General features: G+C 64.3%; 19 protein-coding genes and 1 tRNA gene. 13 read left to right on the top strand and 7 right to left on the bottom strand.

The window, feature by feature from the left end; translation table 11 throughout:
- Positions 1 to 29 precede the first annotated feature (29 nt).
- Positions 30 to 947: a YicC/YloC family endoribonuclease gene (locus tag KYG_RS11495; protein WP_008905073.1), complete on the bottom strand. Its 918-nt coding sequence runs from the start codon at positions 945 to 947 to the stop codon at positions 30 to 32.
- 75 nt (positions 948 to 1,022) lie between these two features.
- On the opposite strand from KYG_RS11495, the gene KYG_RS11490 reads away from it, so the two are divergent.
- From KYG_RS11490 to hemW, 5 genes are all read left to right on the top strand, one after another.
- Positions 1,023 to 2,039, top strand: coding sequence for a serine/threonine-protein kinase (locus KYG_RS11490; RefSeq protein ID WP_008905072.1), 1,017 nt, complete (start codon positions 1,023 to 1,025; stop codon positions 2,037 to 2,039).
- A 28-nt stretch (positions 2,040 to 2,067) separates the two neighbouring features.
- Positions 2,068 to 2,970 carry a PP2C family serine/threonine-protein phosphatase gene (locus KYG_RS11485; RefSeq protein WP_008905071.1) on the top strand — a complete coding sequence of 301 codons (903 nt, stop codon included), beginning with the start codon at positions 2,068 to 2,070 and terminating at the stop codon, positions 2,968 to 2,970.
- 152 nt (positions 2,971 to 3,122) lie between these two features.
- Positions 3,123 to 3,854 (top strand): ribonuclease PH, encoded by a 732-nt coding sequence (gene rph / locus KYG_RS11480; protein WP_008905070.1) that lies wholly within the window; start codon positions 3,123 to 3,125, stop codon positions 3,852 to 3,854.
- A 68-nt stretch (positions 3,855 to 3,922) separates the two neighbouring features.
- Entirely contained in the window at positions 3,923 to 4,522 is a 600-nt protein-coding gene (rdgB, locus tag KYG_RS11475; RefSeq protein WP_008905069.1) for an RdgB/HAM1 family non-canonical purine NTP pyrophosphatase, read from the top strand.
- A 14-nt stretch (positions 4,523 to 4,536) separates the two neighbouring features.
- The gene (hemW, locus tag KYG_RS11470) at positions 4,537 to 5,796 is read left to right on the top strand and encodes a radical SAM family heme chaperone HemW (protein WP_008905068.1); all 1,260 of its coding nucleotides are present in this window, start codon (positions 4,537 to 4,539) and stop codon (positions 5,794 to 5,796) included.
- Between the two features lie 35 nt (positions 5,797 to 5,831).
- Here hemW and KYG_RS11465 read toward each other — a convergent pair whose 3' ends face one another.
- On the bottom strand, positions 5,832 to 6,170 hold the full coding sequence (locus tag KYG_RS11465) for an I78 family peptidase inhibitor (RefSeq protein WP_008905067.1): 339 nt from the start codon (positions 6,168 to 6,170) through the stop codon (positions 5,832 to 5,834).
- Between the two features lie 787 nt (positions 6,171 to 6,957).
- Between KYG_RS11465 and KYG_RS11460 the strand changes: the two genes are divergently transcribed.
- From KYG_RS11460 to KYG_RS11430, 8 genes are all read left to right on the top strand, one after another.
- A complete protein-coding gene (locus KYG_RS11460; protein WP_008905065.1) occupies positions 6,958 to 8,211 on the top strand; it encodes a site-specific integrase in 1,254 nt (417 codons plus the stop codon).
- Positions 8,208 to 8,717 (top strand): hypothetical protein, encoded by a 510-nt coding sequence (locus tag KYG_RS11455; RefSeq protein WP_008905064.1) that lies wholly within the window; start codon positions 8,208 to 8,210, stop codon positions 8,715 to 8,717. Before KYG_RS11460 ends, KYG_RS11455 begins: the two co-directional genes overlap by 4 nt.
- A gap of 146 nt (positions 8,718 to 8,863) precedes the next feature.
- Positions 8,864 to 9,076 carry an AlpA family transcriptional regulator gene (locus tag KYG_RS23795; RefSeq protein WP_008905063.1) on the top strand — a complete coding sequence of 71 codons (213 nt, stop codon included), beginning with the start codon at positions 8,864 to 8,866 and terminating at the stop codon, positions 9,074 to 9,076.
- A 10-nt stretch (positions 9,077 to 9,086) separates the two neighbouring features.
- The gene (locus KYG_RS11450; RefSeq protein ID WP_008905062.1) at positions 9,087 to 9,428 is read left to right on the top strand and encodes a hypothetical protein; all 342 of its coding nucleotides are present in this window, start codon (positions 9,087 to 9,089) and stop codon (positions 9,426 to 9,428) included.
- Positions 9,429 to 9,456: 28 nt separating this feature from the next.
- Positions 9,457 to 10,545, top strand: coding sequence for a plasmid recombination protein (locus KYG_RS11445; RefSeq protein ID WP_139019367.1), 1,089 nt, complete (start codon positions 9,457 to 9,459; stop codon positions 10,543 to 10,545).
- 60 nt (positions 10,546 to 10,605) lie between these two features.
- Positions 10,606 to 11,811, top strand: coding sequence for a hypothetical protein (locus KYG_RS23310; RefSeq protein ID WP_008905060.1), 1,206 nt, complete (start codon positions 10,606 to 10,608; stop codon positions 11,809 to 11,811).
- The gene (locus KYG_RS23305) at positions 11,808 to 14,699 is read left to right on the top strand and encodes a lytic transglycosylase domain-containing protein (protein WP_085942559.1); all 2,892 of its coding nucleotides are present in this window, start codon (positions 11,808 to 11,810) and stop codon (positions 14,697 to 14,699) included. Before KYG_RS23310 ends, KYG_RS23305 begins: the two co-directional genes overlap by 4 nt.
- Positions 14,700 to 15,052: 353 nt before the next feature.
- A complete protein-coding gene (locus tag KYG_RS11430) occupies positions 15,053 to 15,418 on the top strand; it encodes a hypothetical protein (protein WP_008905058.1) in 366 nt (121 codons plus the stop codon).
- A 283-nt stretch (positions 15,419 to 15,701) separates the two neighbouring features.
- On the opposite strand, the gene KYG_RS11425 is transcribed toward KYG_RS11430, so the two are convergent.
- The 5 genes from KYG_RS11425 to KYG_RS11405 form a co-directional block, all read right to left on the bottom strand.
- Positions 15,702 to 15,789: transfer RNA gene (locus tag KYG_RS11425), tRNA-Ser, on the bottom strand.
- A gap of 18 nt (positions 15,790 to 15,807) precedes the next feature.
- Positions 15,808 to 16,485, bottom strand: a complete 678-nt coding sequence (ureG, locus tag KYG_RS11420) for an urease accessory protein UreG (protein WP_008905057.1) — start codon at positions 16,483 to 16,485, stop codon at positions 15,808 to 15,810.
- Positions 16,486 to 16,536: 51 nt separating this feature from the next.
- Positions 16,537 to 17,247: an urease accessory protein UreF gene (locus KYG_RS11415; protein ID WP_008905056.1), complete on the bottom strand. Its 711-nt coding sequence runs from the start codon at positions 17,245 to 17,247 to the stop codon at positions 16,537 to 16,539.
- A 10-nt stretch (positions 17,248 to 17,257) separates the two neighbouring features.
- Complete coding sequence (gene ureE, locus KYG_RS11410) at positions 17,258 to 17,935, bottom strand: urease accessory protein UreE (RefSeq protein WP_008905055.1); 678 nt, start codon at positions 17,933 to 17,935, stop codon at positions 17,258 to 17,260.
- Positions 17,932 to 18,495, bottom strand: a complete 564-nt coding sequence (locus tag KYG_RS11405) for a GNAT family N-acetyltransferase (protein ID WP_034694228.1) — start codon at positions 18,493 to 18,495, stop codon at positions 17,932 to 17,934. The genes ureE and KYG_RS11405 overlap by 4 nt, the downstream gene beginning before the upstream one ends.
- Between the last annotated feature and the right edge of the window lie 9 nt (positions 18,496 to 18,504).

Genomic DNA, 18,504 nt, shown 5'->3' with positions numbered 1-18,504 from the left:
GTGCGCGAAGCGCTATCAAAAAATGAGTTTTATTCGATGTTTTGAACTTGCTCGCGCATTTGCTCGATCAGCACTTTCATGTCCACGCTGATGCGGGTCAGGTCAAGGGCCGCTGATTTGGAGCCCAGCGTATTGGCCTCGCGGTGGAGCTCCTGGATCAGGAAGTCCAGGCGCTTGCCCACCTCGCCGCCTTTCTTGAGAAGGCGTTCGATTTCGTCCAGGTGGGAGTCCAGCCGGGTGATTTCCTCGGCAACATCAATGCGGATGGCAAACGCCGTGGCCTCGGTCAGGGCGCGGTCACGGGCGGCCTCGGGCAGGGTGGCGCCGTCGGTCAGCGCCATGGCTTCCTTCCAGCGCTCCATGAAGCGCAGCCGTTGCTGCTCGACCAGCAGCGGCACCATGGGGACGGCCTGTTCGGCCAGGGCACGCAATTGCTTGACCCGGTCCAGCAGCATGGTGGCCAGGCGCTTGCCCTCCCGTTCGCGGGCGGCCATCAGGGCGGTCAGGGCTTCTTCGGCCAAAGCAGGAACCGCATCGCTCCAGTCCTCAGAGCCGGATGGGGCGTTGGCGCACAGGCGCAGGGCGTCAGCTACCGTGAGGGGTGCCGCCGCCGGCAGCCATGCCTTGACGGAATCCTGCAAAGAATTGAGCCGCTGCAGCAGCCGCGCGGGCGGGTCCTGCAGGGTGTTGCTGTCCTCGTTCTCCAGGGCGGCGCGGACTTCAACCTTGCCGCGCTTGAGGCGGGCGGTCAGCAGGCTGCGCAGCGCGGGCTCCATGGCGCGCAGTTCATCGGGGAGGCGGAACGAAAGGTCCAGGAAGCGGCTGTTGACCGAGCGGATTTCCAGCCCCAGTCTGCGTGATTGGGGCGCGCGGGTGTCGTTTTCAGCGCCAGTGGCAGATGCGCCATGCTGTGCGCTGGCGTATCCGGTCATGCTGTAAACTGGCATTGGACTTTTTGATGGTTGCTTGCGATCCGGCGATTATCCGGGTTCCGCTCCACCCCCGAGTCATCTTCGCAAAATATGTCAAAAATCAAGCCGGCTCCTTTGCCGCCCGATACCGCAATAGGCGGCTACCGCGTGGTGCGCCGGTTGTCATCGGGCGGTTTTGGTGTGGTCTATCTGGCCCTGGACGCCGAAGGGCAGCAGGTCGCCATCAAGGAATACCTTCCCTCCTCGCTGGCCACGCGTGCACCGGGCGAGCTGCTGCCCAAGGTACAGTCCGAAAAACTCTCGCTCTACCGCCTGGGGCTCAAGAGCTTCTTTGAAGAAGGCCGGGCGCTGGCCCAGATCTCGCACGCCTCTGTGGTGAGCGTGCTCAACTTCTTCCGCGAAAACGAAACCGTCTACATGGTGATGAACTACCTGGAGGGCGCGACCCTGCAGGACTTCATCATCACCGCGCGGGACCTGAAAACGCAGAAGGTCTTCCGCGAATCCACCATCCGCTCGCTGTTCGACGAAGTGCTGCGCGGGCTGCGCATCGTGCACCAGCACAAGATGCTGCATCTTGATATCAAGCCGGCCAACATCTTCATCACCGACGACAACAAGGCCGTGATGATCGACTTTGGCGCCGCGCGCGAGGTGCTGTCCAAAGAGGGCAATTTCATCCGCCCGATGTACACGCCCGGCTTTGCCGCCCCCGAGATGTACCGGCGCGATTCGTCCATGGGCCCCTGGACCGATATTTACGCGATTGGTGCCTGCATCTACGCCTGCATGCAAGGCTTTCCGCCCAACGAGGCACCCCAGCGCATCGAAAAGGACCGCCTGTCGCTGGCCTTGACCAAGCTGCGTGGCGTGTACTCCGACAACCTTATCGAGGTGGTGGAGTGGTGCATGGCGCTCGATCCGCTGTCGCGCCCGCAGTCGGTATTTGCGCTGCAAAAGGAACTCAGCCGCGAGGGCGAGCGCCGCTACACCAAACTGACGGTGGCCGAGAAGATGCGCCTGCAGCTCGACACCCTGGTGTCCGACACCAAGAAAAACGTGCAAAAGGTGGGTGAAGCCACCGGTATCGGAGCCAAACCCAAATGAACACGACGCCCTGTTTGCGTGATTCGCTATGAAATTCTCGGTTTTCCAGATCAGCCGCCGTGGTGGCCGCGAGAAGAACGAAGACCGCATGGGCTATTGCTACACGCGCGAATCGGGCCTGTTTGTGCTGGCCGACGGCATGGGTGGCCACCCGGAAGGCGAAGTGGCGGCGCAGATCGCGCTGCAGACCATCTCCGCGCTGTTCCAGCGCCAGGCCAAGCCGCAGCTCAAGGATGTGCAGGAGTTCCTGTCGGGCGCGCTGCTGGCGGCGCACCACCAGATTCTGCGTTACGCCACCGACAAGGGCATGCTCGACACGCCGCGCACCACGCTGGTGGCTGCGGTTTTGCAGGGCGGCACGGCCACCTGGGTGCATTGCGGCGATTCGCGGCTGTACATGGTGCGCGACGGTGATTTGCTGACCCGCACCCGCGACCACTCCTACATGGAGCTGCGCAACTCCCCACCGCCCGGCCTGGAGCGCATCAATCGCAACGTGCTGTTCACCTGCCTGGGCTCGCCCACCAAGCCCATCTATGACATCACCGGCCCGGTGTACCTGGAGCAGGGCGACCGCATTCTGCTGTGTTCGGATGGGCTGTGGGGCACGCTCAGCGACGAGGAGATTGCCAAACAGCTGGCCCGCAACACGGTGTCGCACGCGGTGCCCGAGCTGGTGGAGGACGCCCTGCGCAAGGCGGGTGACAGCAGCGACAACGTGACCGTGATCGCGCTGGAGTGGGAGACGCCCGACGCGTTCGAGTCCACCCAGGGCGTGTCCACCGACAGCATCAGCGACGACGTGTTTGCGTCCACCATCCAGGCCGGGCCACTCGATGGCCTGGTGGACGACCTGGACGATGCCGCCATCGAGCGGTCCATCGCCGAGATCAACGAAGCCATCCGCCGCTCTGCTGCACGGAAAGCCTGAGCCTCCCCCTGAGTCGCTTCGCGCCTTCCCCCTCCTCTCGGCTTCGCCGGGGAGGGGAACGCCACCAGCGCGGAGGGGCGGCCCTTGCGCGGTGGCCCTGGCCGGGGGCGCGCCAGTTGCATAGATTGCGCTACGAATCAAGAAAGAACGCTATGACCTTTAAACGCACCGGCGACCGCGCTGCCAACCAGCTGCGCCCCGTGCGCATCACCCGCCACTACACCATGCACGCCGAGGGCTCGGTGCTGATCGAGTTCGGCAACACCAAGGTGCTGTGCACCGCCTCGGTGGAAGAGCGCGTGCCGCCCCACAAGCGCGGCAGCGGCGAGGGCTGGGTCACGGCCGAATACGGCATGTTGCCTCGCGCCACCCACACCCGCAGTGACCGCGAGGCCGCGCGCGGCAAGCAGACCGGCCGCACGCAAGAGATCCAGCGCCTCATCGGCCGCAGCATGCGGGCCGTGTTTGACCTCAAGCTGCTGGGCGAGCGCACCATCCAGCTCGATTGCGACGTGATCCAGGCCGATGGCGGCACCCGCACCGCTGCCATCACCGGCGCCTGGGTGGCAGCGCAGGATGCGGTCAACCAGCTGCTGGCCAGCGGCAAGATCACGCAGTCCCCCCTGGTGCAGCCGGTGGCAGCCATCTCGGTGGGCATCGTGCAGGGCACGCCGCTGCTGGATCTTGAATATGTGGAAGACGTGGACTGCGACACGGACATGAACGTGGTGATGACGGGCGCAGGCCACTTTGTGGAAGTGCAGGGCACGGCCGAAGGCGTGGCGTTTAACCGGGCGGAGATGGACCAATTGCTCACGCTGGCCGAAAAAGGCATCGCAGAGCTGGTGCAGTTGCAGCAGCGGGCGCTGCTGCAAACCCCGTAACCCGCTGATACTCACTAATTGATAGCTGCTTGCGCTTGCTGGATAAGCGCTAGATGCCAATTTGAATCATGAAAATCGTTCTAGCATCCAACAACCGTGGCAAGCTGGCCGAGCTGCAGTCCATGTTCGCGCCACTCGGGGTCGAGTTGGTTCGCCAGGCCGACCTGGGCGTGGGTGAGGCCGAAGAGCCATTTCGCACGTTTGTGGAGAATGCCTTGGCCAAAGCCCGCTTTGCCTCGGCCCACACCGGCCTGCCCGCCTTGGCGGATGACGCCGGCATGTGTGTGGATGCCTTTGGCGGCCTGCCGGGCGTCGATACCGCCTACTACTGCACCCAGTTTGGCTACGAGAAGAGCGACGACAACAACGTGCGCGCCCTGCTGGAGAAGTTGCAGGGCGTCGCCAACCGCCGCGCCGCCATGGTCAGCACCCTGGTTGCCGTGCGCAGCCCGCAAGACCCGGAGCCGCTGATTGCCGTGGGCCGGGTGGTGGGCGAGATCACCACCGAACCCCGGGGCAGCAACGGATTTGGTTTTGACCCTGTGATGTTCATCCCCGAATTCGGCAAGACCTTTGCCGAGCTGCCTGTGGAAGTGAAGAACGCCCACAGCCACCGGGGCCGCTCGGCCGCGCAAATGCTGGCGCTGATGCGTGAACGCTGGCTGTAAGAGGGGCACTGAACGTGGTTCATATTCCGATCACGCCGCAGGCAGAGGCCGAACCCGCCGTGGTGCGCGACATCCAGCACTACATGCGCCCTGGCCTGCTGCAGTTGCAAAGCCTGCCACCGTTGTCGCTTTATGTGCACCTGCCGTGGTGCCTCAAGAAATGCCCGTACTGCGACTTCAACTCGCATGAGTATCGCGAAGGTGGCGGGGATGCGGCTGGCAATGCAGGGGTTCCCGAGCAGCGCTACATCGACGCGCTGATGGCCGACCTGGAGGCCGCGCTGCCGCTCATCTGGGGCCGCACGGTGCACAGCATCTTCATCGGCGGTGGCACGCCCAGCCTGTTTTCACCAGCCGCCATTGACCGGCTGATCGGCGACATCCGCGCCCGCCTGCTCCTTGCGCCCGACTGCGAAATCAATCTGGAGGCCAACCCCGGCACGTTCGAGAAAGACCGCTTTCGCGCCTTCCGCGCGGCCGGTGTCACGCGCCTGTCGGTGGGGGTGCAAAGCTTCAACGACCAGCACCTCAAGGCCCTGGGCCGCGTGCATGACCGCGCCCAGGCGATGGCGGCGGTGGAAGAGGCCGCCGCGTCGTTTGACACCTACAACCTCGACATCATGTACGCGCTGCCGGGCCAGACGCCGCAGGAGCTGGAGCAGGACATGTTGACGGCATTGGCCTTCAAGCCGCCGCACATCTCCATCTACCACCTCACCATCGAGCCCAACACCTACTTCGCCAAGTTTCCGCCAGCCATCCCCGAGGACGACCAGGCCTACGCCATGCTCGACCGCATCACCGAGATGACGGGCCAGGCGGGCATGGCGCGCTACGAAATATCAGCCTACGCGCTGCCAGGCCATGCGTGTTTCCATAACACTAACTACTGGCAGTTTGGCGACTACCTGGGCATTGGTGCGGGCGCGCACAGCAAACTGAGCTTTGCGCACCGGGTGGTGCGGCAGGTGCGCTTTCGGGAACCCGCCCGCTATATGGATAACGCGCTGGCTGGACGGGCCATGGCGCAGGACGAAGACGTGCGCCGCGCCGAGCTGCCGTTTGAATACATGCTCAACGCCTTGCGGCTGCGTGATGGGTTTGCGCTGCAGGACTTCATGGACCGCACTGGCCTGCCCGTCACTGCTGTTGCCAGGGGCTTGGAGGCCGCCGAGCGCAAGGGGCTGATCGAGCGCAGCCTCACGCATGTGCGCCCCACGGAGAGGGGTTTTGACTTTTTGAGCGATCTGCAGGAGCTGTTTCTGGCGGACTGACCCAAAAGTGGCCCGCCAGACAGCAGGTGTTCCTGTCAGCCGCAGGTCACCGCCAGGATGCGGCCGTTCGCGTCTACCTGCAAGTTCAGGCGCTGGGCGTTGAACTCCTTGGTCACCATTTGCCCCGGCCGCACGATGCGCGCCATTTGCGAGCCTGAGCGCACCCGGGCGGACTCCATGACGGACGCCGTGCTGTTCTGGCCCACTGCAAACTGGGCTGGCTGTGCATTGCACGCAGTGGCGGGCGCCGGGGCTGGTGCGGTGGCAGACGGGCTGCCGGGCGGGGCAGGTGCTGGCCCGGGGCTGGCGCAGCCTGCCAGGGCGGCGCCCAGTGCCAGGCTGCATGCGAGAGTCCATGCGGTGGGTCGGTTCATAAGTGACATGCTCCTGAATGCAAGCCATCACCATAACGGATGCGGGCGTCGCTGACGCCCATACCGCGCCTGCACAGGTCACCAGTCGTAACCGCATGTGCACGAGCACAAAAATCAGAAGCGTCCTACATCCCGGGCGAATTCTGCGGCCTACCATTCAGACGTCGATTCCCCCTCGACATCCCTCCCGCTTGCAACGCGCAAGTGTTCAGCCCGCAACCTGCGGGCTTTTTTTTGGGCCGGGTTCGGAGACTGCGGAATCTGCAGCCCTTCCGAAAGCCCGAGTGCGCTATTGGTTTCTGCGGTTGTTCAATGTGGCGATGCGCATTTGTGGGCAACATACAGGGCGTCAGCAAACCTGCCATCACAGGGCCATAGCAGCCGACTACACAAGCACAATGATTTTGTACAAACCTGGCGCGCAGTTTCTTTATAAAGGCCGAACGGTCAGCGTGGATTACGTCATCATCAAACGCACGGGCTTGTGGATACGGCTGGCTGACAGCGATACGGTTTACCGCCCCGAAGAGCTCACACCCCTCGGGCAGGGAGCCAGTCAGGCCGGATGAGTCCGTCGGGAAGCCGGGAAAAGAAAACGGGCCGTGAAGGCCCTTTTTTGTGTGTGCTGGCGGAGACTGTGTCTTACTCGGGGCCGTTTCTGCCGTGCCCCATGTGTCCCCTAAGCCGTTGATTTCAAAAGAAAATGCGCGCTCTATTGTCCCGGACTGTATCACCCGGTATCATGCGATCCAAGAATCTATGGCGGGTTACATGGGGGGTAAGCCAGATGGCGAAGGTTGCAAAGGCATTGACGGCGCTGGAGGTAGGGCGGCTGGAGGCTCCCGGGTATCACGCTGTGGGCACTGTCCCGGGGCTGTACCTTCAAGTGACGCCGGGCGGCGCCAAGAGCTGGGTCATGCGCGCCAAGGTCGGCGCCAAGCGGCGCGAGATCGGTTTGGGGCCGTATCCGGCCGTGAAGCTCGCGCAGGCACATGAGAAGGCCCGGCAGACCCGGGACCAGATCGCTGGAGGTGTTGACCCTATCGAACACAAAAAGTCGCTGCTGTCGGAGCTGCTTGCCAAGCAGGCGCAAGAGCTGACCTTCGAGGCTGCAGCCCGGGGCTATGTGGCGGCCCATCGTGACGGCTGGAAAAACGCGAAGCATGGCAGTCAGTGGGAGGCCACGCTCGCCACGTATGCCCACCCTATCATCGGCAAGATGAACGTGAAGGACATTAATCTGCCCCACGTCCTGCGAGTGCTTGAACCCATTTGGGCAACGAAGAACGAAACGGCATCCCGGCTGCGCAGCCGTATGGAGCTGGTGCTTGATTGGGCCAAGGTGCGGGGCCATCGGTCGGGCGAGAACCCGGCGACGTGGCGCGGCAACTTGGACAAGCTCCTCCCCAAGCCGTCCAAGGTTCAGGCGGGCGAGAACCATCCGGCTGTCATGCTGCGCGAGGTGGGTGCCTTCCTGCGGGACCTTCGCCAGCATCAAGGAGTCGGGGCGCTGGCTCTGGAATTCGCTTTACTGACGGCCGCGCGATCAGGCGAGGTGCGCGGCGCCACGTGGTCGGAAATCGACATGAAGGCCGGGGTGTGGGTGCTGCCAAAGGAGCGTATGAAGGCCGGCAAGGAGCATCGAGTCCCCTTGTCCGATGCAGCCTTGGCGCTGTTGTCAAAGGCGCCACGGATGGAGGGCAGCGAGCTGGTGTTTACGTCAGTGCGCGGCGGCGAGCTGTCCGACGCGACCATGAGCCAACTCATGCGGCGCATGGGCTACAAGGACGCGGCGGGCCGTCTGGCTGTTCCGCACGGCCTGCGCTCCACTTTCCGGGACTGGGCGGGCGAGCGCACCAGCTACCCGCGCGACGTGGTGGAGGCCGCACTCGCCCATGTGCGCGGCGACAAGACCGAAGCCGCCTATTTCAGATCGGACCTGTTCGACAAGCGACGCCGGATGATGACCGAGTGGGCCGCATTCGTGGCGCGCGTAGAGGTGCCAGCCGATAACGTGGTGGCGATGAGGGCGGGGGCATGAAGCGGCGGCGCCTGCCAATAGCGACTGTTGCGGCACTCGAAAAGATCGAGGAGCGGGCGGCATGGGTGGAGGCAGAGTACAGCGCGGGGCGCTTGTCACTGGAGGATGCCGAGGAGCTGGCGCACGGCTTGCGGGAGGTGCTGGCGCTGGTCGTGCTGCGGGATTCTGTGCGGCCGGTGGGCAGGCCAAAGGGGCGAAGCAATCCAAGAGGCAAGCCGGGCGGGATGCTGGCGCAATACCAGAGCAAAAAAGCGGAGACGCGCGGGCGTAAGAGGCTGTGGCCGGTAGGGTTCGACGTGGTCACATATCAGGCCGTGACGCGGCGCATGGATCGTGATGGGCTGGGAGTGACGGCGGCTGTCGAGGCACTGCTGAGGGACACGGCGCGGGTGCTGGGGATGCGTGAGAGTCGGGCCATGCTGGATAAAAAGAACATCCCGGCGCTTTACTACCAAGGACGGGCGAAGGCGATGGAAGCCGCAAGGGAAGAGGCCGAGGGGTGCTGAAGGAGTAGGCAAGGCGCCTGTAATGGCAGCGCCAGCACAAGCACCGGAGCGGGGGAATATCAGGCGTTTATTTATTACAAGGAACACGAGGACCCTACATGGGATGCATCGCGCGTTTGTGACGCGATGCCGGAAAAAGGAGTCCCATGAACGCTGAAACCCTCAACGACGACGCCTTGTTGCGTGTCTCGCAATTGACCAACAAGCCCGGCAAACCCGGCCTGCTGGGTGTATCCCGGTCTAGCTTCTATCGGCTGTTGGATGCCGACTTTCCGAAGCCTATTCGGCCGCTGCCGGGTGTTGTCGCATGGCGAGCTGGCGACGTGCGCCAGTGGATTCGCTCGCACTCCCCAAGCTGAGGGGTGCCACATGACCGAAGCACAAAAAATGGCCGCGCTGCTCGACACAGACACGGCCACCGAAACACACGCAAAGTGTACCGCGGTGCCTACCAAAGAGGAAGACGTTTTGCGGGCTCTGACCCACGATTCGCTCAACCGATTTGAGGCTGAACGCATCGGCGACCACTGCCTGAACAGCACGGTGTCGCAACTGCGAAAAAAGGGCATCGTGATTCTTGACGAGTGGGAGCGGGTGCCCACCCGTGGGGCTCGCGGTTACACGCCGGTAAAACGCTACTGGGTGGCGCCGGAGCCCAAGAACCTTGCGCGGGTCCGTTCCCTGCTGGGATCAGAACAGGGTGGCGAGTAGCCTGTTTTTTTCCGTTGGCACCATCGGGATGTCAACGAGGGGCGGGCGCAAGCCTTCCAGTATCGTCATGGCGGCGCGCCACAACATGCGCGCCAGTCAGAACGAGCGCGGCGCACGGGCCAACATAGACCCGGCGCTGTCGCACCTGAACCAGCACCTGCGCGGGCCGTCAACGCCTGATACGGTGGCGGCGCTGGCGCTGTCCACCATGGCGGCGGCTGGCGTGGCCGTGGACAAGCTGCGCAAGGACTACGCGCAGGCCGTCGAGCTGCTGTTCAGCCTGCCACCTGACACTCAGATAGACACCGGCCGGTACTTCGTCGCGTGCGTGGAATGGGTCGAACGCCGGTTCGGGGCTGGTCACATCCTCAGTGCTGACGTTCACCACGACGAGGCCGCACCCCACTGCCATGTGCTGGTGCTGCCGCTGGTCGATGGCCGCATGGTCGGCTCTGCGCTGGTGGCGCGGGCGGAGCTGGCGAAGATGCGAGACGCCTTCTACCGCGAGGTCGGGCGATCCTTCGGGCTCAAGAAGGCCGCGCGCATCGATGGGACCAGCCGGGCGGCGCTCGCTGCGGCCGTGCTGCAACGCCTGAACGCGATCAGCGATCCCATCATGAGGAGTGGGGCATGGGCGGCCGCGCGCGGGGCCATAGAGCGCGATCCTGAGCCCTTCGCGCAGGCCCTTGGGGTGGAGGTGGCGAAACCGTCCAAGAAGCTGCGCACCATGGCTGATGTCTTCACGAGCAAAGGCAAAAAGACTGCGGAAGATCGAAACCTAGGTTTCAAGCCCCAAAAAGATCGAAACCTATCCTGTGTAGGTTTCGCCCCATCTCAAGCGCCAATTTCCCCGGCAGAGCGGCCGAGCTGCGAGGCCCAAGTCCGAGCGGCCGACGACGCGCCTGCGCCAGCACCAACACCAGACGACGACCACGACCAGACCTTTGCCCGCATCCGTGATGACGACATGGCGGCCGGGCAGTGGTGCGAGGAGCTGGGCGAGTGGGTGCCCAGCAGTGAGAAGCCCAAGGGCACCCAGCGAGCCGCGGCCGATGGCTGGGTGGCTGATGCGCTCGCTGCCCGTGGTCAACGCGGATGGGAGGTCATGCGGATGTAGATCGATGACCAGCCCCAGCACCACACCAACAACAACCCCCATCCACCCAAGGAGGAACACATGGGCACAGGATTACTTTTCGCGGGCGCACTGACCGGCAGCGCGCAGGCCGTAGGTCAACTGGCAGACCAAGCCATTGCAAACCGGGATGCAGAACAAAAACGCCGCACATCCATCATGGACCGGCGGGAAGAGCTGCTGTTTGAGATGAAGCTCAAGGCAGATTGGGCGCGCCAGACCGACGCAGCCGAAACCGGTAAGTTAGAGCAGCAACGCACCATGAAGAACCAAGCCATCTCAGGCAGGCTTGATGCCAATGCCGCGGAGGCACTGGGCGCCAGATATGCCGAGCCCATCATGGGAGACGAGCCCCTGACGCCTGAGCAGCAGGCCGTTTTTGATGAAGGCATGAGACGCCAGCGCGTTGAAAAAGAACGCGACAAGCTCAGGTTCACACGCGACCCTGAAAGCATCGTGCGCGCTGCCGTGGAGGAGGGTTTTGAGAGCCCTGTGACGCTGATGCAGAACGACACCAAGCAGCAGATTGCACAAGTTCGCTCTGATGCCGATACAGCCCGGCGCGCTCAGGCTGTCGAGCTTGCTCTGGCGAAGCTGGAGGGCAAGTCCGGCAGCAAGGTGCCAGCCGGATACCGGGAGACACCAGACGGCAACCTACAGGCCATCCCCGGCGGCCCTGCGGATCAAAAAATTTCGGGCGCCTTCAATGCCGACACGGCGCAGCTCGCTGGCACCAGTGACAGCCTCAACCGACTAGCGGCAGGTGCCAACGAGCTTTTGAGCCATCCGGGTCTCAAGGGCATTGTGGGCATACAAGGCAAGTTCCCCAACATCCCCGGCGGCGACGCTGCCAACGCTCAGGCACTCCTTGAAACGCTCAAGTCTCAAGTGGGCTTTGGCGTGCTGCAAGCCATGCGCGACGCCAGCAAGACCGGCGGCGCGCTGGGTGCTGTCTCTGACGCTGAGGGCAAGCGACTGGAGGCCAATCTCGCGGCGCTGTCGCAGGCGCAGAGCATCGAACAGTTCCGCGCCAGCCTTGGAAAGATCATCGAATACAGCAACGGCGCGAAAGATCGGTTACGTGAAGCCTTCAACCTGAAACACAGCGACAAGGCACCAGCCACAGGTGCGCAGCCGCCCGCGCCTGCCATGGCAGCCCCCAAGGTGAGCAGCCGCGCAGAGCTTGATGCGCTGCCGTCTGGTGCCTTGTTTACTGCCCCTGATGGGTCGATTCGGAGGAAGCCATGAGCGGTAAGTGGTGGGACGAATACCCTAAGGTCTCCCCTATGGACGCGGCGCTCGCTGCGGAGGGTGTATCCGGCACTTTGGCCGACGTGGCACGCAGCATCTACGCGCAGGAGTCGGGGTCCGGCAAGAACACGACCACATCCAACGCGGGCGCCGTGGGCGGGATGCAGATACTGCCGGGGACGTTTCGGGAAGTTGCGGATAAGGGGTGGGACATTGACGACCCCATACACAACGCGCGCGCCGGGGTGCGCTACATCAAGGCCATGGCCGAACGTGTGGGCGGCGACCCGGCTTTGACTGCGGTGGGCTACTACGGCGGGCCGGGTGGGCAGGACAAGGCAAAGAAGGGCGTGGCGGTATCTGACCCGCGCAACCCCAAGGCACCCACAACCCTTGAATATGCCGAGCAAGTGGTGGGCAGGTTGGGTGACAAGCCCCAGCAGGCCAGCCAAAAGGCCGCAGGAGGTGGCGAACTGCCAAAAGCCTACCCAGTGGCCCAGCCCGAAGCCAAAGAGCCCCCACGGGCCAATGCTGTGGCCGATAAGCCCAAGGGCAAGCCATCGATGGGCCGTGAGCTGCTGCGGCAGGTGGGGCTTACCGCACGGGCCGGGGTCAATGGGCTGGCTGCCATTCCTGTCATGGCATCGGATGCGATTACCGGCCCCATCAATGCTGGCTTGGACAAGCTGCGCGGCGAGGGTAACGGGTTCCGGTTCAAGAAGGCCGGGGCATCCATCAATGACCTGATGACCGGCGCGGGGCTGCCTGAGCCCCAGAACGCGACCGAGCGAGTCGTGGGCGATGTGGCCGCAGCCATGGCGGGCGCAGGTGGCTTTGTGGGTGCTGGCAAGGCACTGGCACAGACCGGCGGAGCGGTCGCAAAGGGGGTTGGCAACGCTCTGGCAGCCGGGCCGGGGCTACAGGTCACAAGCGCTGCCACTGGGTCGGGTGCTGCTGGAATCGTGCGCGAAGAAGGAGGCGGGACTGGGGCTCAGGTGGCGGCAGGTATCGCCGGAGCGCTGGCGCCGTCCGTGCTGCCTGCGCTGGGTGGAGCTGCGGTCCGTGGTGCCATCCGTGGCGGCGAAGCTGGGCGGCAGGCCGTGGCCGATACCGTGGAGACGTTCAAGGGGGCAGGCACATCGCCTACGCTGGGACAGGCCACGGGCGGGCGCTTTGTCCGGGCCACGGAGTCGCTTTTGTCCAAGACACCGGGCGGCGCTGGAGTCATGGGCGAGTACGCGAACAAGCAGGCCGACGACTTGGCAAAGGCGGTACAGCAACTGTCTGATGAACTGGCGCCAAGTGCCAGCGCTGCCAATGCGGGCGATGCCATCGTACGCGGGCTGGGTGCCTTCAAACAGGGCATCAAGGAGGTTCAGCGGCGCCTGTATCGCAACTTGGACAAGCACATCCCGTCAGAAGCGACCGTATCCGTCGAGAACACGCGCAACGCTCTGGCAGCGCTGAATGCTGACATTGACGGCGCGGTGAACCTGTCCGCGATGTTCAAGAACGCCAAGATAGGCGGCATCGAACGCGCACTGCTGGCCGATTTGGACGAGGCGGCGAAGGTCACGGCCGGGGCTGCTGATGACGTGGCTGCGCAGGCGGTGGGGCTGCCCTATGAGGCCATCAAGAAGCTACGCACGTTGGTCGGCAACGAGCTGGCAGACGCATCGTTTGTGTCTGATGTGCCCCGGTCGAAATGGTCGGCACTGTACGGCGCCCTGTCCGACGATTTGGGCGTGGCCGCCAAGAACGCCGGGCCGGAGGCGGAAGCCGCGTGGCAGTGGTCAAACCAGTTCACCAAAACCCAGTTGGGGCGGCTGGAGGAGCTGTCCGGCATCGTGACGAAGGACAGCCCCGAAAAGGTGTTCGCGGCTGCGGTGGCTGGCACTGCCGAAGGCGACACCATCGCCAAGCGGGTTATCAGCGCTCTGCCGATGCAGGAACGCCGGGAGGTGAGCGCAGCCCTGTTGCAACGCCTTGGACGCGCTACCCCGGGGCAGCAGAACGCGGTAGGTGACGCATTCAGCGCGGAGACGTTTCTCACGAACCTGTCCAAGATGAGCCCCACGGCGCGCCAGACCCTTTTCGGCCGCACTGATGTGGATGGCGTGATTGAAAAGCTGCAGCAGTTCGCAGCCGTGGCCGACTCCCGCCGGGAGGGTGGGCGCATCTTTGCCAATCCATCTGGCACGGCACCAGCGGCGGCGCAGATCGGTTTGGGCAGTGGTATCGCTGGCGGGGTGGTGGCTGCGGCGGCCGGGCAGCCCTTGCCACTGATGGGCGCACTGGCAGTGCCAGCACTGGCGAACGCTGGCGCCAAGGCCGTGACATCCCCGGCGGTGCTGGAGATGGCCGCCACCAAAACCGCCCTGAGCCCCGGCGCTGGTGCTGCCATGGTCAACGCTGCCGCGAGTGTGGACGCGCAGCCCCAGCCACTGGCACCGGCATTGGCACCGGCAGATGATGGGTCATGGTGGCAGGGGGCGCCGATGGTGGACGCCGGGCCGGGGCTCAATGGGGTAGCAGGGCCGATGCCTGCGCAGCCCTTGGACCTGCCAGCCGTGGCACCACTGGCGCCGGTTGACCCGCTGGACAACATGCCCGCGGTCGATACCCGCACCCAGATGCAACGGCTGTCTGAGGCCGCCACGGTAGACGAGGCCATCGCATCGCTTCACGAGCCATCGCCGGTTGACGTGGCGCGGGCGCAGGTGTCGCAGATGCAGACCGAGCGCCAGAAGCTGGAAGAGATGCGCGAACGTGCCAGAGCCGCCCGCATGGAAGCAGACAACGAGATGGCGCAGGCCCGGGCCATGCGGATTGCTGCAGAGAGAGAACGGCTGGCCGCCATGAGGTTGCGGGCCATGAGCCCCTGACGCAGTAGCCATACACAACGCCCCATTCGTGGGGCTTTTTTGTGGGCGGCGGGGAATTTCGACACAAGTACGCGCGCGCGAGGGATGAAACCTAGGTTTCGGTTCGGCCGCTGTTGTGGGTGCGCTACAGGGCGTGATTTTGTTGTGCTGACCCGAGTCAATCGCTTTGGTTGACTGGCCTACCGCGGGCCGCCTGTGGGGTGGTTGACCGGGACGAGTGGGGCACATTTGCCGGGGTCAATCGTTTGGGTTGTCTGGGCAACTGAGCTGGATAAAGGGGCATGAGGCCAGCCGGGCCGATGCACAGGAAACTGGAGGCACTGCGATGCGCAGCAACCCAAAAGGAGCCCCCAATGAACCTGATTGCAACGACCAGCCAAACCCGCGTGACAACCCGCAACGCTGCCGCACCATCCCGCCTATGTGGCGTGGCGCTGGTGCCCGCTGGCCTGTGTGCCTACGGCGCTGCGGTTGATGCGGACGATGTGATGCGCGTGGACTTCGACTGCGACCGCATCGGTCGGGACGGGCTCTACCTTGTCGAAGCCATGACGCACGACGGCGTGGCGTGGATGGGCTGCCGCCGGTTCGCGCGCGGTATCGACGGGGCTCTGAGCGTGGACGACTCAGGCCGGGGTGGCTGGCGCGGAGTGGGCGCCGGGGATGCGGGCGGGTTCCGGGTGGTGGGGTACGTCGAGCAGGTGTACCGGGCGGTTTGAGTTTTCCGAGGCCCTACGCGCGCGCGAGGGGCCGGGTCCGTCGTCAGGCCGGTAGGTGACGGCAAGGCGGCGCGCGGCTGATGCTTGGAGGATTGCAAGACCAATGCTGCAAGCATCGCGCGCGCGTGAGGGATGCGGGTTTTCAACGACCCAGACCCCAGAAACAACAAAGCCCCATCGTCGGGGCTTTTTTCTTGGACATTCAACCCGACCAGTCTTTGGAGGGTTGCATGGCGGGTAGGTGGGGTGAATCGCCTTGAAACCCGCATGGATGCTGGGTCCGTGGCGGAGACTGTGAGATTCGAACTCACGGACGGTTGCCCGTCGGCAGTTTTCAAGACTGCTGGTTTAAACCACTCACCCAAGTCTCCGGGGGGAAGGCGCGAATTCTAGCCGACTGCGGGTGCTTGTTTTTTCAGCATGCCCCGCGTCTCGATGAACTTCACCACATCGGCCACGCCTGCCAGGGTTTTCAGGTTGGTCATCACAAAGGGCTTGAGGCCCTGGGCGTTGGTGCGCATGCGGGTGGTGTCGGCGTGCATCACGTCCAGGTTGGCGCCCACGTGGGGGGCCAAGTCGGTCTTGTTGATGATGAACAGATCGCTCTTGGTGATGCCGGGGCCGCCCTTGCGGGGGATTTTTTCGCCGGCGGCCACGTCGATCACGTAGATGGTGAGGTCCGAGAGCTCGGGGCTGAAGGTGGCGGCCAGGTTATCGCCGCCGCTTTCCACAAACACGATGTCGGCGTTGGGAAACTCGCCCAACATGCGGTCGATGGCCTCCAGGTTGATGGAGCAGTCCTCGCGGATGGCGGTGTGGGGGCAGCCGCCGGTTTCCACGCCCAGGATGCGCTCGGCGGGCAGGGCGCCGCTCACCGTGAGTAGGCGCTGGTCTTCCTTGGTGTAGATGTCGTTGGTGATGGCGATGAGGTCGTAGTCGTCGCGCATGGCTTTGCAGAGCATCTCCAGCAGGGTGGTCTTGCCGGAGCCCACGGGGCCGCCGATGCCGACGCGCAAAGGGGGCAGGTTCTTGGTGCGGTGGGGGATGTGGTGCAGTGTGTTCGTCATGGTTCTTGCGGACTATGAATTTGATAGCTGTTAGCGCATATGGGATAAGCGCTAGGAGCGGAAAAGTCTTGAATATTGCACTTCGTGCTGCGCGCTCAAGATGGCGAGCATGGGCGAAAAGGCCTGGCGCTCGCTGTCCATCAGGCCTATGGCGTGGTCGGCGGCGGCGGGGATTGCGTCCGCCAACTTTGCCAGGATGCGCTGGCCTGCGCTTTGGCCCAGCTGCATGGATTTGAGGGCGGCCTGCACCATGTTTTCGGCCCAGCCGAAGGCGTAGGCCAGCAGAACATCGCGCACGGGCGCCTGGGTGGTGGAGGCGGCCAGCGCGAATGCCACAGGGTATGTGGGGGGCAGTGCGGCCAGGTAGCGCACGGCGGGTATCAGGGCCTCGTCGCCCTGGTATTGGTTGCGCAGCCAGTCGGCCATGGACCGGCCCATTTGCTCGGTCTGCAGGCGCAGTTCGCTGGTTTCTCGGGTGTGCAGCACCCAGTCGTTGAGTTCGCGCACGTGCGCCCAGTCGCCGCGCCGCCACGCTCCCACGGCCTTGGCGATGAGGGCCATGTCGCCCCGGGCCTGGGTGATGTGGAGCTGGTCCAGCAGCCAGTCGGCCACGGCGGTTTCGCTGGCGACGCCTGCGTTTTCAATGGCGCTTTCCAGCCCTTCGGAATACGAGAACCCGCCCACGGGTAGCGCGGGAGAGGCCAGCCACATCAGCTGCAAAAAGCTGGCGGCCGGCAGCGGCGCGGGGCGGTCCAGGCGCATGGGCGGTGGCTCAGTGGTCGTGGTTGCAGTTCGGGCCGTGCACGTGCCCTTGGGCCACCACGGGGATGGACACGGTGCGGCCTTGGGCTGGGGGCGTGGCCGCAGCCGGTACCTTTGTGTGAGCGTGCCCGTGGTCTTGGCCATGATCGTGCGCGTGACTATGCTCGTGATCGTGATCGTGATCGTGATCGTGATCGTGATCGTGACCCCCATGGTGGTGCCCGCCGCCATGCCCCGCAGCATAGGCACCGCCTTCGGGTTCAAATGGCAGGTTTTGCTCGTTCACGATGAGGTGCATGGCGCGCAGCATGTCTGCCAGCACGTGGTCGGGCTCGATCTTGAGGTGGTCGGGCTGCAGCTCGATGGGCACATGGCGGTTGCCCAGGTGGTAGGCGGCGCGGGTCAGGTCAAACGCGGTGCCGTGGTTCTTGCAGTGCGTGATGACCAGCACGGGCTGTGGGGCGGCGATCACGCGCACCATGGAGCCGTCTTCGGCCACCAGCACATCACCGCCACGCACCAGCGTGCCGCGCGGCAGGAAGATGCCCAGCTCGCGCCCGGTGGAGTCGGTGGCGGCAAAGCGGCTTTTCTGGCGCACGTCCCAGTCCAGCTCGATGGTGGTGGCGCGCTTGACCAGTATGGGGGCCAGGCCCTTGCCTTGGGGGATGAGTTTGGAGGCTTGGATCATGGAGATTCTTGGGTTGCAGCGGGCAAACGCGCATTGTGTGCCAGGGGCTCGGCGCGGTTCGATGCATTTACTTTCAGCGCACGGGTCATGAAAAAGCTGGAGGGGTCGAGGCAGTAGTCGGCAAAAGGGCCACATTCGACGAAGCCGTTCTGCAGGTAGAGCTGCCGCGCGGGTTCGAAGTAGGGTTGCGTACCGGTCTCCAGGGTCACGCGGGCAAAGCCGCGTGCGCAGGCCTCTTGCAGCAAATGGTCCAGCATTTGGCGCGCAATGCCCCGGCCGCGATAGTGGGTGCTGGTGCGCATGGATTTGAGTTCAGCGTGGCTGGTATCGAGCCGCTTGAGGGCGCCCGTGCCCACCAGCATGTCGCCATCCGCTCCGGTCAGCCAGGCAGACCAGAACGCGATGTTCGGCTGGCGCAGCTGGTCCATGTCCAGCGCGTGCACGCTTTCAGGCGGTGACACGGCGCGCATGTCCACCAGGTGCTCTTGCATGAAGGCTTCAATGCGCGGATCGCTCAGGTCGTCCAGACGGATCATCAGGTCTTGCAATACGGCGCTCATGGGACGTGG

Origin of the sequence: Acidovorax sp. NO-1, from assembly GCF_000238595.1 — a bacterium.
GTDB lineage: Bacteria > Pseudomonadota > Gammaproteobacteria > Burkholderiales > Burkholderiaceae_C > Acidovorax.
The sequence above is the reverse complement of the archived record's forward strand: the minus strand, read 5'-3'. Positions and strand labels throughout refer to the sequence as shown.

Bases quoted from the DNA above. Each gene is read 5' to 3' on its own strand.
- KYG_RS11495 (WP_008905073.1), bottom strand. From the start codon at position 947: ATGCCAGTTTACAGCATGACCGGATACGCCAGCGCACAGCATGGCGCA.
- KYG_RS11490 (WP_008905072.1), top strand. From the start codon at position 1,023: ATGTCAAAAATCAAGCCGGCTCCTTTGCCGCCCGATACCGCAATAGGC.
- KYG_RS11485 (WP_008905071.1), top strand. From the start codon at position 2,068: ATGAAATTCTCGGTTTTCCAGATCAGCCGCCGTGGTGGCCGCGAGAAG.
- rph (WP_008905070.1), top strand. From the start codon at position 3,123: ATGACCTTTAAACGCACCGGCGACCGCGCTGCCAACCAGCTGCGCCCC.
- rdgB (WP_008905069.1), top strand. From the start codon at position 3,923: ATGAAAATCGTTCTAGCATCCAACAACCGTGGCAAGCTGGCCGAGCTG.
- KYG_RS11465 (WP_008905067.1), bottom strand. From the start codon at position 6,170: ATGAACCGACCCACCGCATGGACTCTCGCATGCAGCCTGGCACTGGGC.
- KYG_RS11460 (WP_008905065.1), top strand. From the start codon at position 6,958: ATGGCGAAGGTTGCAAAGGCATTGACGGCGCTGGAGGTAGGGCGGCTG.
- KYG_RS11455 (WP_008905064.1), top strand. From the start codon at position 8,208: ATGAAGCGGCGGCGCCTGCCAATAGCGACTGTTGCGGCACTCGAAAAG.
- KYG_RS23795 (WP_008905063.1), top strand. From the start codon at position 8,864: ATGAACGCTGAAACCCTCAACGACGACGCCTTGTTGCGTGTCTCGCAA.
- KYG_RS11450 (WP_008905062.1), top strand. From the start codon at position 9,087: ATGACCGAAGCACAAAAAATGGCCGCGCTGCTCGACACAGACACGGCC.
- KYG_RS11445 (WP_139019367.1), top strand. From the start codon at position 9,457: ATGTCAACGAGGGGCGGGCGCAAGCCTTCCAGTATCGTCATGGCGGCG.
- KYG_RS23310 (WP_008905060.1), top strand. From the start codon at position 10,606: ATGGGCACAGGATTACTTTTCGCGGGCGCACTGACCGGCAGCGCGCAG.
- KYG_RS23305 (WP_085942559.1), top strand. From the start codon at position 11,808: ATGAGCGGTAAGTGGTGGGACGAATACCCTAAGGTCTCCCCTATGGAC.
- KYG_RS11430 (WP_008905058.1), top strand. From the start codon at position 15,053: ATGAACCTGATTGCAACGACCAGCCAAACCCGCGTGACAACCCGCAAC.
- ureG (WP_008905057.1), bottom strand. From the start codon at position 16,485: ATGACGAACACACTGCACCACATCCCCCACCGCACCAAGAACCTGCCC.
- KYG_RS11415 (WP_008905056.1), bottom strand. From the start codon at position 17,247: ATGCGCCTGGACCGCCCCGCGCCGCTGCCGGCCGCCAGCTTTTTGCAG.
- ureE (WP_008905055.1), bottom strand. From the start codon at position 17,935: ATGATCCAAGCCTCCAAACTCATCCCCCAAGGCAAGGGCCTGGCCCCC.
- KYG_RS11405 (WP_034694228.1), bottom strand. From the start codon at position 18,495: ATGAGCGCCGTATTGCAAGACCTGATGATCCGTCTGGACGACCTGAGC.